We start from the raw sequence: 13,702 nt of genomic DNA, 5'->3' as shown, positions 1-13,702 counted from the left end.
ACACGGGTTGCTGCTGTCCGCTCCCAGTGGAAGTGATCTGCTGCTGTAGTCCAGATCTGGGGTTTTCACTTCGGCTGGGACTGCCTGAGAGCCCCAGGTGTCCCGCTGTAAGTGGTTGCATCGCAGGGGCGTCGTAAGCGGTGCCTTGTGGATCAGATCAGGTGCTGGTGCGGTGAGTTGGGGCTGATCAGATCCGATGCTTCGGCGCGATCGCCAGGAAGGGGGCGTGGCGCGCATCAGCTGATCATGTGGTGTGGAACCGTGAGATCCTCGTGGGCGAACAGACCGGTCAGGGCGATCGGATCCTCTCCAAGACAAGCCTCAGCGACCGTATCGATGAGCCGGTCGTAGTCGGGGCCGGTCTTGCCCTCGTAGGCTCCGGTCATCCGGCCCCACTCGTCCCAGGGCAGCATCTCCCGCTTGCAGAGGGCCGCAAGGTCGCGGACCGCGTTGCCGCTGATCTCGGCAGGTCCCCAGGCGTGATCGGTGCCGAACACCCCGAACAGCTTTGGATCGATCAGTCCCTTGCGGTGCTGTATCCACGCTTCGCCGCCGGTCAGGAACTCGCCCGGTGCGAGGTCTTGCGGGTGCTCGACGTAGCCGTGGTCGAGATGTTCCGTGTCGACGCGTACCCAGCGCCGTTCGTCGGCGTTCCGGTACTCGGTGATCCAGTGGTCGACGCCTCGTCCCTCCAGGAAGCAGGTGCCGAAGCCGCACCTGGCCCTGGAGGGGATGCCCCGCGCCCGAAGGATCGCGCAGGCAATGGTGGCGAAGTGGCGGCACGTGCCCACCACCCTTGTCTCGGGTGCCCGGGCATGGTGCAGGGGAGCGGGGTCCAGCGCGGTCAGCGTGGCGATCAGCTCGTTCACCGGCCGGATGTTCTTCTCCGCGAGCCGCTCGCGGGGAAGGCCGAGGGCGGCGGCGTCGGTCGGCTGGATGACCAGGCTCTGTACGGCAGCACAAATGCCGACCGGGTCCTTCGGTAGGCCCTTGATGAGCCCTAATTGGTCGGCGGCAAGGAGGGTGAGCGGACCGGGCAGGGAGTAATCGAGCGCGTCATCGGTCATGACCGGGGATCGTAGAGGGCCGTTCTGACACAAGGACCGCGTCGCCGAGTTCCACTGAGACTCGACTACTGGGACGACAAGGTCCCCACCTGGCTCGCCCGCCGCCCCTACCCGGGAGCCTGGCCCCCCGCCCCCGACTGTGGCGACCCCCAGCACCTCCACTTCACGTCCAACACCCTCCTGACCCCGACCGCCCCCTGCACCACCCACCCGACCTGCACGGCCATCACCGCCACCGCGGGCCCACGACCGCCGTACCGCAGGGAGCTGGGGCTGGGCCCGCGCTGACCGCGGGCCCGACAGGCGCTCAGCGCGCCAGCATTCGCCGCAGCCAGTCCACATGGGCCGCCCTCGCCGACTGGGACACGGCGGCCTGTGGGGCGAAGCCGTCGAAGCCGTGGAAGCCGCCGGGCCAGACGTGGAGTTCGGCGATGCCGCCGGACTGCCAGATGCGGGAGGCGTAGGTGACGGTCTCGTCGCGGAAGGTCTCGGCGGAGCCGACGTCGAGGAAGGCCGGAGGGAGGTTCGTGAGGTCGGTGGCGCGGGCCGGGGCCGCGTAGGGGGAGACGTCGGGGCCACCCCGGTGTTCGCCCAGCAGGGCGGTCCAGCCGGTCTCGTTGGACGTGTGGTCCCAGACGCCGAGGCCCTTCATCTGGTGGCTGGAGGGGGTGTCGTTGCGGTCGTCGAGCATCGGGCACATCAGCATCTGGCCGATCACGGAAGGACCCCGACGGTCCCTCAGGAGCAGGGCAAGGGCCGCGGTGAGGCCGCCGCCCGCGCTGGCGCCGGCGATCACGATCCGTTCCGGGTCGCCGCCGATCTCCTTCGCGTGCTCCGCCGTCCACAGCAGGCCGGCGTACACGTCCTCGACCGGCGCCGGATGCGGGTGCTCGGGCGCCAGCCGGTACTCCACCGACACCACCACAGCGCCCAGCTCCTTCGCCCAGGCCAGGGGGACGTCCACGCCCACCCGGTTGTTGCCGAGCACCATGCCGCCGCCGTGCACGTGGTAGATCACCGGGAGCGGACCGGAGGCGGCCGGGGCGACCGGGCGGCAGATCAGGAGCGAGATCTCCGGCGCGTCCGCGGGGCCGGGGACCGTACGGTCCTCCACCTCGAACGCGCCCGCCATCGTGAGGTCCAGCTCGGCGAGGAGCTGTATCCCCGCGCCCTGCCGGATCTCGGCGATGTCCGCCATCGTGAACGACGGCGAGATCATGTCCTTGATCAGCTCCAGGGCGGCGGAGAGTTCGGGGTCGAACGGGGGCGGTACGGCGGTCATCGCGGCTCCTCGATGCGGTGTTCTGCGGCTCGTATGCCCATGATCCGGGCAGTCGTGCGCTCCCCGGGGGCCGCCGGACGGCGGAAGCTCCCCGCCATCCGGCGGGTGCCTGTCCGGAAACGTGCCCGGACGCGCCGGGCGGCCGGCGCCGGGGCTTGACTTCGAGCGCGCTCCAGGACCTAGCGTCGAGGAGGCAGACGACGATCAGTGCGGAACACCGGCACGGTACGTCAGTGCGGCACATCAGGGCGGAACGGAGAACGGTCATGCGCGTGGGCGTGCACATCAACCGGTTCAACCATCCCGGCGGCGGACCCGCCCTCGGCGCCGAACTCGCCGCCGCCGGTGCCGCGGCCGAGGCGGCGGGCGTCGGCTGGGTCTCGGTGATGGACCACTACTTCCAGATGGAGTTCAACGGCGGCGCCGAGGACCCCATGCTGGAGGCCTACACCACCCTCGGCTACCTCGCCGGCCGCACCTCCACGGTGCAGCTCGGCGCCCTGGTGACCGGGGTGACGTACCGGCACCCGGGGCTCCTCGCCAAGATCGCCACCACTCTCGACGTGGTGTCGGGCGGCCGGGCCACCCTCGGCATCGGCGCCGCCTGGTACGAGCGTGAGCACCACGGACTCGGCGTGCCCTACCCGCCGCTCGCGGAGCGCTTCGAGCGGCTGGAGGAGACGCTCAGGATCTGCCTGCAGATGTGGGACCCGGAGAACAACGGCCCCTTCGAGGGCCGGTACTACCAGCTCGCCGAGACGCTCTGCGTGCCCGCGCCGGTGAGCACCCCGCGCCCCGAGATCATGATCGGCGGCCAGGGCGAGAAGAAGACCCTGCGCCTGGTCGCCCAGTACGCCGACGCCTGCAACCTCATCCCGTCCTCCCCGGAGGAGCTGCGGCACAAGCTGGAGGTGCTGCGGGGCCACTGCGACGCCGTCGGGCGGGACTACGACACCATCCGCAAGACCATCGCGTACGGTGCCGAGCCGGCCACCGCGGGCGACCTGGACGCCTTCACCCGGGACATCGAGGGCTACGCGAAGCTCGGCCTCGACACCGTCATCCTGTCCCCGCGCCTCGGCGAGACCTCGGGATGGATGGAGACCTTCGCCGCCCCGGCCGTCGAGCGGCTCGCCGGGATCGAGTGACCGGGGGCGGGGCGTGAAAGACGCGAGAGGGGCCGGCGCGTGCCGGCCCCTCTCAGGTGGTGCCTCAGCGGCCCTTTTCAGGTGGTGCCTCAGGCGGCCACGGCCACGTTGCCGTGCAGGCGGGCGACGACCTCGGTCAGCTGGGCGGCGACCTCGCTGTCGTCGGCCGGGTGGGTCTCGGCGAAGCGGGTCACCGAACCGGGGATCGACAGCTTGATGTCCTCGATCACCTTGCCGCCGGCGATGCCCACGGCCTTGCGGGCCTCGTCCTGCGCCCACACGCCGCCGTACTGGCCGAAGGCGGTGCCGATGACGGCGACCGGCTTGCCGCCGAAGGCGCCGGCACCGTACGGGCGGGACAGCCAGTCGATGGCGTTCTTCAGGACGGCCGGGATGGTGCCGTTGTACTCGGGGGAGAAGAGCAGGAACGCGTCGGCGGCCTGGGCGGCCTCGCGCAGCTTCGCGGCGGCGGCCGGGACGTTGCCCGCGACGTCGATGTCCTCGTTGTAGAACGGGATGTCGGCCAGGCCCTCGAAGACCTCGACCACGGCACCCTCGGGGGCGAGCTTGACGGCCGCCTCGGCGAGCTGGCGGTTGTGCGAACCGGCGCGAAGGCTGCCGACGAGCGCAAGGATGCGGACAGACATGGGGAACTCCAAGGGGGGTGAAACACTGCCGTTACAGATCCGGACCGGGGTCCGGTTAATTTGTAACACCCTAAACGGACCTCGGTCCAGTTCTGTTCCCGATGCTTTACGCTGTCTTCATGTCCAGCGTCCTGCCGCCCCTCCCGCAGCCCCAGGAGCCCTTCGACGCCCCCCAGTTGCTCGAGGTCGGGCCCGCTCCCGAAGAGCCGTGCCTGCGTGCCGACGCGGCCCGCAACCGTGCCCGGCTGCTGGAGGCCGCCGCCCGGCTGATCGCCGAGCACGGAGTGGCCGGCGTGACCATGGAGGCGGTGGCAGCGGCGGCCGAGGTGGGCAAGGGCACGGTCTTCCGCCGCTTCGGCGACCGCACCGGACTGCTGATGGCGCTGCTCGACCACTCCTCGCGGCAGCTCCAGGCGGACTTCCTGGGCGGGCCGCCGCCCCTTGGCCCCGGTGCCCCGCCGGTCGAGCGGCTGCGGGCGTTCGGCGTCGCGGTGCTCTACCGCTCGGCCGAGCAGCTGGACCTCCAGCTGGCGGCCCAGCCCGAGCCCACCCGGCGCTACGCCAATCCGCCGATACAGGCGCTGCGCACCCACGTCACCATGCTGCTGCGGCAGATAGAGCCGAACGCGGACTGCGAACTGCTCGCCCAGACACTGCTCGCGTACCTCGACCCCGCCCAGATCCACCACCTGACCAGGCAGTGCGGGATGCCGATGGAGCGCCTGGAGGCCGGCTGGACCGACCTGGTCGACCGCGTCACGCGCACGGCGCCGCCCCGCTGACGTCCGGCCCGGCGGCGGTGAACATGTCGACCAGGCCCTGCGGCGCGTCGGCGCGGAACAGCATGGCGCCGCTCGCCGCGGAGTCCGCGGCGGACCGCTCGGCGCGCGCGAACATCTTCTCCTCGTAGGCGGTCACGGCGGCCTCGGTGTCGCCGGGGTGCGCGACGAGCGCGAGGCCCAGGTCGGCGCCGTCGATCAGCGCCAGGTTGGCGCCCTCGCCAGCGAACGGCGACATCAGGTGCGCCGCGTCACCGAGCAGCGTGACTCCGGGGGCCCGGTCCCAGCGGTGGCCGACCGGCAGGGCGTGGATCCGCCGCGGCACCAGTGGGCCCTCGGCGTCCGCGACCAGCGCCCGCAGGCTCTTGTCCCAGTCGCCGAAGTGGTCGAGCACGGCCCGCTTGGCCGCGTCGGCGTCGGCGAAGTCGATCCCGTCCAGCCACTCCTCGGGCGCCTCCACCGCCGTGTACACGTGCAGGCTGCCGTCGCTCTCCCGGTGGCCGAGGAAGCCCCGGCCCGCGCCGAGCGCGAACAGCATGCCCCCGCCTACCACTTCGGCGCTCACCGGATGCCGTACGTCCGCGTCCGGCAGGTCCGCCTCCACGAACGAGACCCCCGTGTACACGGGCCGCGCGTCCGAGACCAGCGACCGCACCCGGGACCAGGCGCCGTCCGCGCCGACCAGCAGATCGGTCGTGAAGGAGCCGCCGTCCTCGAACGTCACCTCGTGCCGGCCGGCACCGAGCGGGCGGGCGCCGGTGACCTTCGCGCCCCAGCGGATCACGCCCTCCGGCAACGAGCCGATCAGCAGGCGGCGCAGATCGCCCCGGTCGATCTCCGGGCGCCCGCCGGCGCCGTCGTCGGGGAGGTCCAGCAGGACCCGGGCGTCCTTGTCCAGGACCCGTGTCGCCTGGCCGCCCGCGTGGACGTGCGCCAGGAACGCGTCGTACAGCCCGGCCGCGCGCAGCGCCACCTGGCCGGAGTCGTCGTGGATGTCGAGCATGCCGCCCTGGGTGCGGGCCGCGGCGGACGCGTCGAGGTCGAAGACGGCCGCCTCGACGCCGTGCACCCGCAGCACCCGGGCGAGCACGAGCCCGCCGAGCCCGGCACCGACGATCGCGACGGGGTGGTGGGGAGTGGACATGAAGAGCTCCTAGTCACGGGGTTCGGGTACGGGGGTGCGCTCGATGCCGTTGATCAAGGCCTGGAACGCCCAGGACACGCGGGCCTCGGGTGCCCCCGAAAGGAGCACCCCGGAGGCGGCGGCGATGTGCGGGTGGGTACGGTCCGAGACCCGGCTCAGCGCCCGGCCGAGGGCGTCCCAGTCCTCCCGGGACGCCTCGCCCGCGTGCTCGGCGGCGGTCGCGGTGGCGCGCTGGAGCAGCAGGTCGACGCCCCAGGCGGCCCGCTCGCGCGGTACCCCGCCCTCGTCGAGCAGGCCCAGCAGGGTCTCGATCAGGTCCAGGTAGTGCGGGCCGCTCGGCCATGAGGTCAGCGCGGAGCGGGCGAGGCTCGGATACTCCAGGAGCATCCGGGTGTACGCGATGAGCACCCGCTCCAGCCGCTCCCGCCAGTCGCCCTCCGTCGGGGCCGGGCCGACGGTGCCGAGCAGCTCGTCCAGGACCGCCGCGTGCAGCTCGGCGGTGTTGCGGACGTAGACGTACAGCGAGGCCGGCCCGGTGTCGAGGTCCTGGGCCAGGCGCCGCATGGTCACCTTCTGCAGGCCTTCGGCGCGCAGGATCCCGACGGCGGCGGCGACGATGCCCTCCCTGGTCAGGGGCGGCTTGGCGGGACGCTCGCGGCGGGAGCGGGGAGTAGCTGGCATGCGTCTACGATAACGAACATGTTCGTTGCGAACAAGTTCGTGACGAACATGTTCCTACGACTGTAAGGAGCACCCCCGCGCCGGATGAGCCAGGGCCCAACTCGTCGAACCGTCAATCATCTTGCCCCGCCGGTCCCGCCTCCCCGGGCTTCTGCCAAGATGCCGTACGTCATGGTGCACATCCCGAAACCGCCCTCGGCGGCGTCGCCGGTCCCGCGCTCGGTCCCCACGAGTGCCGATGTGGCCCGCCTGGCCGGCGTCTCCCGCGCGACCGTCTCCTACGTCCTCAACAACACCAGTGCCGTCCGGATCAGCGAGCCCACCCGCCGCAGGGTCCACGATGCCGCGAAGGAACTCGGGTACGTCCCCCACGCGGCCGCCCGCAGCCTGCGCGCCGGACACAGCCGGATGGTCCTTATGCCCGCCCCGGCCATCGCGATGGGCCCGCTGTACGGCGAGTTCATCAACGACCTCCAGTGGGCCCTCAGCCGCCTCGACTACACGGTCGTCCAGTTCGGCACCGCGGGCCTCCGCGGAGACGAAGCCGCCCGCGCCTGGGCCGAGTTGAGGCCGGTGGCCGTACTGGCCCCGGACGCCGAGCTCGGCCCCGAGGGCGTCGCGGTCCTCAAGCGGGCCGGCGCCCGCGCCGTGGTCACCTTCGGCCCGGAACGCGTCGAGGGCGCCCACGCCCTGCTGATGGACCACGACGCCGTCGGCCACTGCGCCGGACGCCACCTGTACGCCCGCGGCCGGCGCCGGATCGGCGTGATCGTCCCCGAGGAGACCGGCCTGGAGACCTACTCCCGGCCCCGCCTCGAAGGTGTGCGCCAGGCCCTGCGCGGCACCGACGCCGAGGTGACCGCGGTGCCGCTCGGCTACACGGAACAGTCGGCAGCTGAACTCGCCGCACGCTGGCCGGAGTTGGGGATCGACGCGGTGTTCGCGTACAACGACGAGTACGCGATGCTGTTAATGCGCGCCCTCCAGGACGAGGGCCTGCGCATCCCCGAGGACACCGCGGTGCTCGGCGCCGACGACCTGATGCTCGGACGGCTGTTGCGGCCCCGGCTCTCCACGATCCACATCGCCCTGCCCTCCGGCCCCGACCTCGCCGAGCTGGTCGACCGCGTGGTGCGCGACCCCGGCGGCGAACCGGAGACGCACCGGGTGCTCGGCGCCTCGGTGGTGCAGCGGGAGTCCAGCTGATCGAGCCTTACTCGCCCTGCGCACCGGCCTGCTGCGTGGCGATGCTCTTGCGGACCTCGTCCATGTCCAGCTTGCGGGCCTGGCCGATGACGTCCGTCAGGGCGGCCTCCGGCAGGGCACCCGGCTGGGCGAAGACGGCGACCTGGTCGCGGACGATCATCAGGGTCGGGATCGACTGGATGCCGAAGGCCTGCGCCAGCTCCGGCTGCGCCTCGGTGTCCACCTTGCCGAAGACCAGGTCGGGGTTGTCCTGCGCGGCCTTCTCGTAGACCGGCGCGAACATCCGGCACGGGCCGCACCAGGACGCCCAGAAGTCGATGAGGACGAACTCGTTCTCGGTGACCGTCTGGTCGAAGTTCTCCTTGGTGAGCTCCACGGTGCTGCTCATGCGTGCTTCCCTCTTCCTGACGTGGGGGGCGCCCCGGGGCGGGGCGGAACCGCTCGCGACAACATGTCCGGCCGGGCAGGTATTCCGGCTGCCTACCCGTGTGGCCTCCGCGCACACCAACCGCAAGACTGGCCCCATGACGGAAACGGAATCCATCGCTTACGACGTCGTGGTGCTCGGGGCCGGGCCCGTGGGGGAGAACGTCGCCGACCGCACCCGTGCGGCCGGCCTCACCACCGCGGTCGTGGAGAGCGAACTCGTCGGCGGCGAATGCTCGTACTGGGCCTGTATGCCCAGCAAGGCGCTGCTGCGCCCGGTCATCGCCCAGGCCGACGCCCGCCGCCTGCCCGGCCTCGCCCAGGCGGTCCAGGGCCCCCTCGACGCCCCGGCGGTGCTCGTCCGCCGCAACTACTTCACCTCGAACTGGAAGGACGACGGCCAGGTCGGCTGGCTGAACGGCATCAGCGCCGACCTCTACCGCGGCCACGGCCGCCTCGCCGGGCCCCGCACGGTCACCGTGACCGGCTCCGACGGGACCCTCACCACCCTCACCGCCCGGCACGCGGTGGCCGTCGCCACCGGCACCCGCGCCCAGCTGCCCGACCTGCCCGGCCTCGCCGAGGTGAGGCCCTGGACCAGCCGCGAGGCCACCAGTGCCCAGGAGACGCCCGGCCGGCTGATCGTCGTCGGCGGCAGTGTCGTCGCCACCGAGATGGCGACCGCCTGGCAGGCCCTCGGCTCCCGGGTCACCCTCCTGGTCCGCGGCAAGGGGCTGCTGGGCCGCATGGAGCCGTTCGCCGGCGAACTCGTCGCCGACGCGCTCAAGGAGGCCGGTGTCGACGTCCGCACCGGTACCTCCGTCCGGGCGGTCACCCGCGAGAACGGCACGGTGGTGGCCGTGACCGACGGCGGCGACCGCATCGAGGCCGACGAGATCCTCTTCGCCACCGGACGCGTCCCGCACACCGACGACATCGGCCTCGACACGGTCGGTCTGGAGCCGGGTTCCTGGCTGCCGGTCGACGACACCCTCCTGGTCGAGGGCACCGACTGGCTCTACGCCGTCGGGGACGTCAACCACCGGGCGCTCCTCACCCACCAGGGCAAGTACCAGGCCCGGATCGCGGGCGCGGCGATAGCGGCGCGCGTCGCGGACACGCCGCTCCTGGACGCTCCGTGGGGTGCGCACGTGGCCACCGCCGACCGGCACGCCGTACCGCAGGTCGTCTTCACCGACCCGGAGGCGGCGGCCGTCGGGCTCTCCCTCGCCGAGGCGGAGCAGGCCGGTCACCGGGTGCGGGCCGTCGACGTCGAGTTCTCGTCGGTCGCCGGGGCGGGCCTGTACGCCGACGGCTACAAGGGGCGGGCCCGGATGGTCGTCGACCTGGAGTCGGAGACCCTGCGCGGGGTCACTTTCGTGGGGCCGGGGGTGGGTGAGCTGATCCACTCGGCGACGATCGCCGTGGCCGGGGAGGTGCCGATCAGCCGGTTGTGGCATGCGGTGCCGTCTTATCCGACGTTGAGTGAGGTGTGGTTGCGGCTGCTCGAGGCGTACCGGGGGTAGGGCCGAAGGAGGGGACGGGGCGCGTGGGTTGTCTGCGGGCCGGTGGGGGCTTGTCGCGCAGTTCCTCCCCCTACCTTCGGCCGGGGGGACCCCCAGCGCCCCTGATGAGGCGCGATGGCGCTCAGGGCAGTGTGAAGCCCAGCTCGTCCGCCGCCGTCGCCGGGGTCGGCTGCGTCCAGCGCTCCGCCATGGCGGCGTTGGAGGACAGTGAGCGCAGCTCCGCCCGGTCCAGGTAGAGCGTGCCGTCGAGGTGGTCGGTCTCGTGCTGGACGATGCGGGCCGGCCACCCGGTGAACACCTCGTCCAGCGGGTGCCCGTGCTCGTCCGCGCCGGTCAGCCGGACGCTCGCGGGCCGGGCCACCACCGCCTGCCAGCCCGGCACGCTCAGGCAGCCCTCGAAGAACGCGGCGCGGGCGGTGCCGACGGGTTCGTAGACCGGGTTGACCAGCACCCGGAACGGCTGCGGGACCCGGCCCCGGGCCAGCGCCACCTCCTCCGGCACCGGTGCCGGATCCTCGACGACCGCGATCCGCAGCGGGACGCCGACCTGGGGTGCGGCCAGGCCCACGCCCGGCGCCGCGTGCATGGTGACGCGCAGTGCCTCGACGAGGCGGGCCAGCAGGGCCGGGGCCAACTGGCCGTCGTACGGCTCGGTTCCGCGCCGCAGTACCGGGTCGCCGGCCGCGACGATGGGCAACGGGCCGCCGGGGGCGAGGAGTTCCTCGATCCGCTCGGCAAGGGGTGCGCGATCACGGGGGGATGCCATCGAGCCAGCATGCCATGGCGTGGCCTGTGACTCAGGTCACTTCGACCGTGGGGAACTCCGCCCGGGAGCGGTCCGACTACTGGACCGTCCCCGCTCCGCACCAGTCCCCGGAGAAGCCCTCGATGTCCATCGCCCCCTCGACCTCCCCCGATCCCGGCTCCGCTCGATCGGGGGGACCCCCATCGGACGAGGCCCCGCAACCCACCGCCCCGGCCGCGTCCCCGAGCCGCTGGGCCCCGCTGCGCCCCCTCGTCCTGCGCCTGCACTTCTACGCCGGCGTCCTGGTCGCCCCCTTCCTGCTCGTCGCCGCCGCCACCGGCCTGCTGTACGCCTTCTCCTTCCAGGCCGAGAAGCTGGTGTACACCCATGAGCTGACCGTCCCGGTGGGCGAGCGCAAGCTGCCGATCGGCGAGCAGGTCGCCGCCGCCCGCAAGGCCCACCCCGAGGGCACGGTCTCCGCGATACGGCCGTCGCCCGAGGCGGACGCGACCACCAGGGTGCTGCTGTCGGGTGTGCAGGGCGTGAATCCGGACCACACCCTCGCGGTGTTCGTCGACCCGTACACCGGCAAGGTGCGTGGCGCGCTCGAACAGTACGGCTCGACGGGCGCGCTCCCGTTGCGCACCTGGATCGACGAACTCCACCGCGACCTCCACCTCGGCGACACCGGGCGGCTGTACAGCGAGTTCGCGGCGAGCTGGCTGTGGGTGATCGCGGGCGGCGGCCTGGTGCTGTGGTTCGCCCGGCGGCGGGCGCTGCGCAAGGTGCGCGGCACCAGCGGGCGACGGCGCACGCTGGGCCTGCACGGCACCGTCGGCGTCTGGGCCGCGGCCGGCTTCGTCTTCCTCTCGGCGACCGGCCTGACCTGGTCCACCTACGCCGGCGCCAACATCGACGAGCTGCGCACCTCCCTCGGCCAGGCCACCCCGTCCGTCTCCGCGGCCGCGAGCGGCGGCGAGCACGCGGGACACGGTACGGCGGCCGGGAACGGCGGTGACGCCGAGCACGGCGTCGGCCTGGACAAGGTGCTCGCGGCCGCCCGCGCCGAAGGACTCGGGGACCCCGTCGAGATCGTCCCGCCGGCCGACGCGAAGAGCGCCTACGTGGTGCGGCAGGTCCAGCGCAGCTGGCCCGAGAAGCAGGACTCCGTCGCCGTGGACCCGGGCAACGGCGAGGTGACCGACGTCCTGCGCTTCGCCGACTATCCGGTTCTCGCCAAACTCACCCGCTGGGGCATCGACCTGCACACCGGCATCCTCTTCGGCCTCGTCAACCAGCTCGCCCTGGCCCTGCTCGCGCTCGCCCTGATCCTGCTGATCGTGTGGGGCTACCGCATGTGGTGGCAGCGCGGCCGCGGCTCCGCCTTCGGCCGGCCGGTCCCGCGCGGGTCCTGGGCGGAGGTCCCGCCGTACCTCCTCGTCCCGGCGATGGCGGGGATCGCGGTCCTCGGCTGGTTCGTGCCGCTGCTCGGGATCCCGCTGGCCGCCTTCCTAGCCCTGGACATCGCGCTCGGCGAGATCGCGCACCGTCGCGGCAGGCGGACGTACGGGGGCAGGGCCGGCGTGAAGTAGCGTGGTGAGACACGCTGATGCGCGTGTCACGACACGCTGACGCCGGAGGGAGGCGGGACGATGGCGCGGGCCCGGCGGGGGCAGGGGGAGCTGGAGGGCCAGGTGCTGGGTGCGCTGCGCGAGGCCGGCGGTCCCGTCACCGCCGCCTGGGTGCAGGAGCGGCTCGGCGGCGACCTCGCCTACACCACCGTCGTGACCATCCTGACCCGGCTGCTCGCCAAGGACGTCGTCGCCCGCGAACGGCAGGGCCGCGCCTTCCTGTGGACGCCGACCGCCGACGTGGCCCGGCTCGCCGCCCTGCGGATGCGCCGGCTCCTCGACGGCGAACGGGACCGCGAGGCGGTGCTCGCCAGCTTCGTCACCGCCCTGCCGCCCGGTGACGAGCAGGTGCTGCGGGCCCTGCTGGAGGCCGCCGGACCGGGCCCGGTGAACACTCGGAACGTCCCGCCCACGGACCACGGAGGTACGGAAGACTGACCGCCCATGGGGGTCTTCGTCTTCCTGCCGCTGGTCCTGCCGCTGACCGCGTGGCCCGTCGCCCGGCTGGCCGAGGGGCGGCTGCATCCGCGCACCGCCACCCCGCTGCTCACCGCGATGGCCGTGGTCATGGCCGGGTGCAGCACGCTCTGCCTCGCCCTGCTGATGGTGGTCGGCACCGCCCAGCTCCCCGGCAACCCCTCCCCCAGACTCCGTCCGGGGGGACCCCCACCCGGACGGCTGGTCCGACCCGGAGGTGCGGGCCGCCGTCCCGCACGACGAGATCGCCGGCCGCGCCGCCATCCCCGCCCTCGCCGCGGTCGCGGTCCTGTGCGGCGGGACCCTCCACCGGCACCGCCGGGTCACCCGGCGGGCCCGTCGGACGCTCGCCGCGCTGCCCGGCCGTGCGGTCGCCGTCCTGCCCGACAGCACGCCCTACGCCTACGCGCTCCCCGACCGGATCGTCGTCACGACCGCGCTCCTCGACGGCCTCGCCCCGGGCGAACGCCGGGCCCTGTTCGCCCACGAACGCGCCCACCTCGCGGCCCGGCACCACCGGCACCTGCTCGCCGTCCACCTGGCGGCACGCGCCAACCCCTTCCTGCGCCCCCTGCGCACCGCCGTCCGCTACACGGCCGAGCGCTGGGCGGACGAGGAGGCGGCCCGCTCGGTTGCGGACCGGCGCACGGTCGCGCGGGCCATCGGCAAGGCGGCGCTGCTGTCCGCGGGCACTCCGGCGCCGACGCTGGCCGCGGTGGCCGCCACCGGCCCGGTGCCGCGCCGGGTCGCCGCCCTGCTCGGCCCCGCCCCGGTGGCCCGCAGCTGGCCCTCCGCGTTCACCGCGGCCGGCCTCGCCCTCTGGGGTGCCGCGGCGGGCACCCTCGTGTCGGCGATGTCCTCGGCGAACTCGGCGGTGACGCTGTTCCTGATCCTGCGCGCGGCCGCACCGCTGTGACGTCCGTGCGTACGACGGCGAAAGGGG

At 73.1% G+C, this 13,702-nt stretch carries 13 protein-coding genes and 1 pseudogene; 7 read left to right on the top strand and 7 right to left on the bottom strand.

What is annotated here, in order from left to right:
* Window positions 1–236: 236 nt before the first annotated feature.
* Together ACFY0P_RS27370 and ACFY0P_RS27365 are read right to left on the bottom strand one after the other, a co-directional pair.
* Window positions 237–1,067 (bottom strand): transglutaminase-like domain-containing protein, encoded by an 831-nt coding sequence (locus tag ACFY0P_RS27370; RefSeq protein ID WP_388918355.1) that lies wholly within the window; start codon window positions 1,065–1,067, stop codon window positions 237–239.
* A gap of 307 nt (window positions 1,068–1,374) precedes the next feature.
* Window positions 1,375–2,349: an alpha/beta hydrolase gene (locus tag ACFY0P_RS27365; protein ID WP_388918353.1), complete on the bottom strand. Its 975-nt coding sequence runs from the start codon at window positions 2,347–2,349 to the stop codon at window positions 1,375–1,377.
* 266 nt (window positions 2,350–2,615) lie between these two features.
* On the opposite strand from ACFY0P_RS27365, the gene ACFY0P_RS27360 reads away from it, so the two are divergent.
* Window positions 2,616–3,497 carry an LLM class F420-dependent oxidoreductase gene (locus tag ACFY0P_RS27360; RefSeq protein ID WP_388918350.1) on the top strand — a complete coding sequence of 294 codons (882 nt, stop codon included), beginning with the start codon at window positions 2,616–2,618 and terminating at the stop codon, window positions 3,495–3,497.
* Window positions 3,498–3,586: 89 nt separating this feature from the next.
* Here ACFY0P_RS27360 and ACFY0P_RS27355 read toward each other — a convergent pair whose 3' ends face one another.
* Window positions 3,587–4,144, bottom strand: a complete 558-nt coding sequence (locus tag ACFY0P_RS27355) for an NAD(P)H-dependent oxidoreductase (RefSeq protein WP_388918347.1) — start codon at window positions 4,142–4,144, stop codon at window positions 3,587–3,589.
* A gap of 101 nt (window positions 4,145–4,245) precedes the next feature.
* Between ACFY0P_RS27355 and ACFY0P_RS27350 the strand changes: the two genes are divergently transcribed.
* Window positions 4,246–4,926, top strand: a complete 681-nt coding sequence (locus ACFY0P_RS27350; protein WP_388918344.1) for a TetR/AcrR family transcriptional regulator — start codon at window positions 4,246–4,248, stop codon at window positions 4,924–4,926.
* Here ACFY0P_RS27350 and ACFY0P_RS27345 read toward each other — a convergent pair.
* Window positions 4,901–6,067, bottom strand: a complete 1,167-nt coding sequence (locus tag ACFY0P_RS27345; RefSeq protein WP_388918341.1) for an FAD-dependent oxidoreductase — start codon at window positions 6,065–6,067, stop codon at window positions 4,901–4,903. The genes ACFY0P_RS27350 and ACFY0P_RS27345 overlap by 26 nt on opposite strands.
* Window positions 6,068–6,076: 9 nt before the next feature.
* Window positions 6,077–6,748, bottom strand: a complete 672-nt coding sequence (locus tag ACFY0P_RS27340) for a TetR/AcrR family transcriptional regulator (protein ID WP_388918338.1) — start codon at window positions 6,746–6,748, stop codon at window positions 6,077–6,079.
* A gap of 159 nt (window positions 6,749–6,907) precedes the next feature.
* Here ACFY0P_RS27340 and ACFY0P_RS27335 point away from each other — a divergent pair, with 159 nt between their 5' ends.
* The gene (locus tag ACFY0P_RS27335; RefSeq protein WP_388918335.1) at window positions 6,908–7,954 is read left to right on the top strand and encodes a LacI family DNA-binding transcriptional regulator; all 1,047 of its coding nucleotides are present in this window, start codon (window positions 6,908–6,910) and stop codon (window positions 7,952–7,954) included.
* A gap of 7 nt (window positions 7,955–7,961) precedes the next feature.
* On the opposite strand, the gene trxA is transcribed toward ACFY0P_RS27335, so the two are convergent.
* Complete coding sequence (trxA, locus tag ACFY0P_RS27330) at window positions 7,962–8,342, bottom strand: thioredoxin (protein WP_388918332.1); 381 nt, start codon at window positions 8,340–8,342, stop codon at window positions 7,962–7,964.
* Between the two features lie 136 nt (window positions 8,343–8,478).
* Here trxA and ACFY0P_RS27325 point away from each other — a divergent pair, with 136 nt between their 5' ends.
* On the top strand, window positions 8,479–9,906 hold the full coding sequence (locus ACFY0P_RS27325; RefSeq protein WP_388918329.1) for a dihydrolipoyl dehydrogenase family protein: 1,428 nt from the start codon (window positions 8,479–8,481) through the stop codon (window positions 9,904–9,906).
* A gap of 121 nt (window positions 9,907–10,027) precedes the next feature.
* Here the strand turns inward: ACFY0P_RS27325 and ACFY0P_RS27320 are convergent, their stop codons facing one another.
* The gene (locus ACFY0P_RS27320) at window positions 10,028–10,672 is read right to left on the bottom strand and encodes a peptide deformylase (RefSeq protein WP_388918325.1); all 645 of its coding nucleotides are present in this window, start codon (window positions 10,670–10,672) and stop codon (window positions 10,028–10,030) included.
* 122 nt (window positions 10,673–10,794) lie between these two features.
* Here ACFY0P_RS27320 and ACFY0P_RS27315 point away from each other — a divergent pair, with 122 nt between their 5' ends.
* The 3 genes and pseudogenes from ACFY0P_RS27315 (at window position 10,795) to ACFY0P_RS27305 (ending at window position 13,675) form a co-directional block, all read left to right on the top strand.
* On the top strand, window positions 10,795–12,243 hold the full coding sequence (locus ACFY0P_RS27315; protein ID WP_388919041.1) for a PepSY-associated TM helix domain-containing protein: 1,449 nt from the start codon (window positions 10,795–10,797) through the stop codon (window positions 12,241–12,243).
* A 60-nt stretch (window positions 12,244–12,303) separates the two neighbouring features.
* Window positions 12,304–12,720 carry a BlaI/MecI/CopY family transcriptional regulator gene (locus tag ACFY0P_RS27310; protein WP_388918322.1) on the top strand — a complete coding sequence of 139 codons (417 nt, stop codon included), beginning with the start codon at window positions 12,304–12,306 and terminating at the stop codon, window positions 12,718–12,720.
* 6 nt (window positions 12,721–12,726) lie between these two features.
* Window positions 12,727–13,675 (top strand): annotated as a pseudogene (locus ACFY0P_RS27305) (M56 family metallopeptidase).
* Window positions 13,676–13,702: the final 27 nt, after the last annotated feature.

It is taken from the genome of Streptomyces sp. NPDC001714, from assembly GCF_042892755.1.
Classification (GTDB): Bacteria; Actinomycetota; Actinomycetes; order Streptomycetales; family Streptomycetaceae; genus Streptomyces.
The sequence above is the reverse complement of the archived record's forward strand: the minus strand, read 5'-3'. Positions and strand labels throughout refer to the sequence as shown.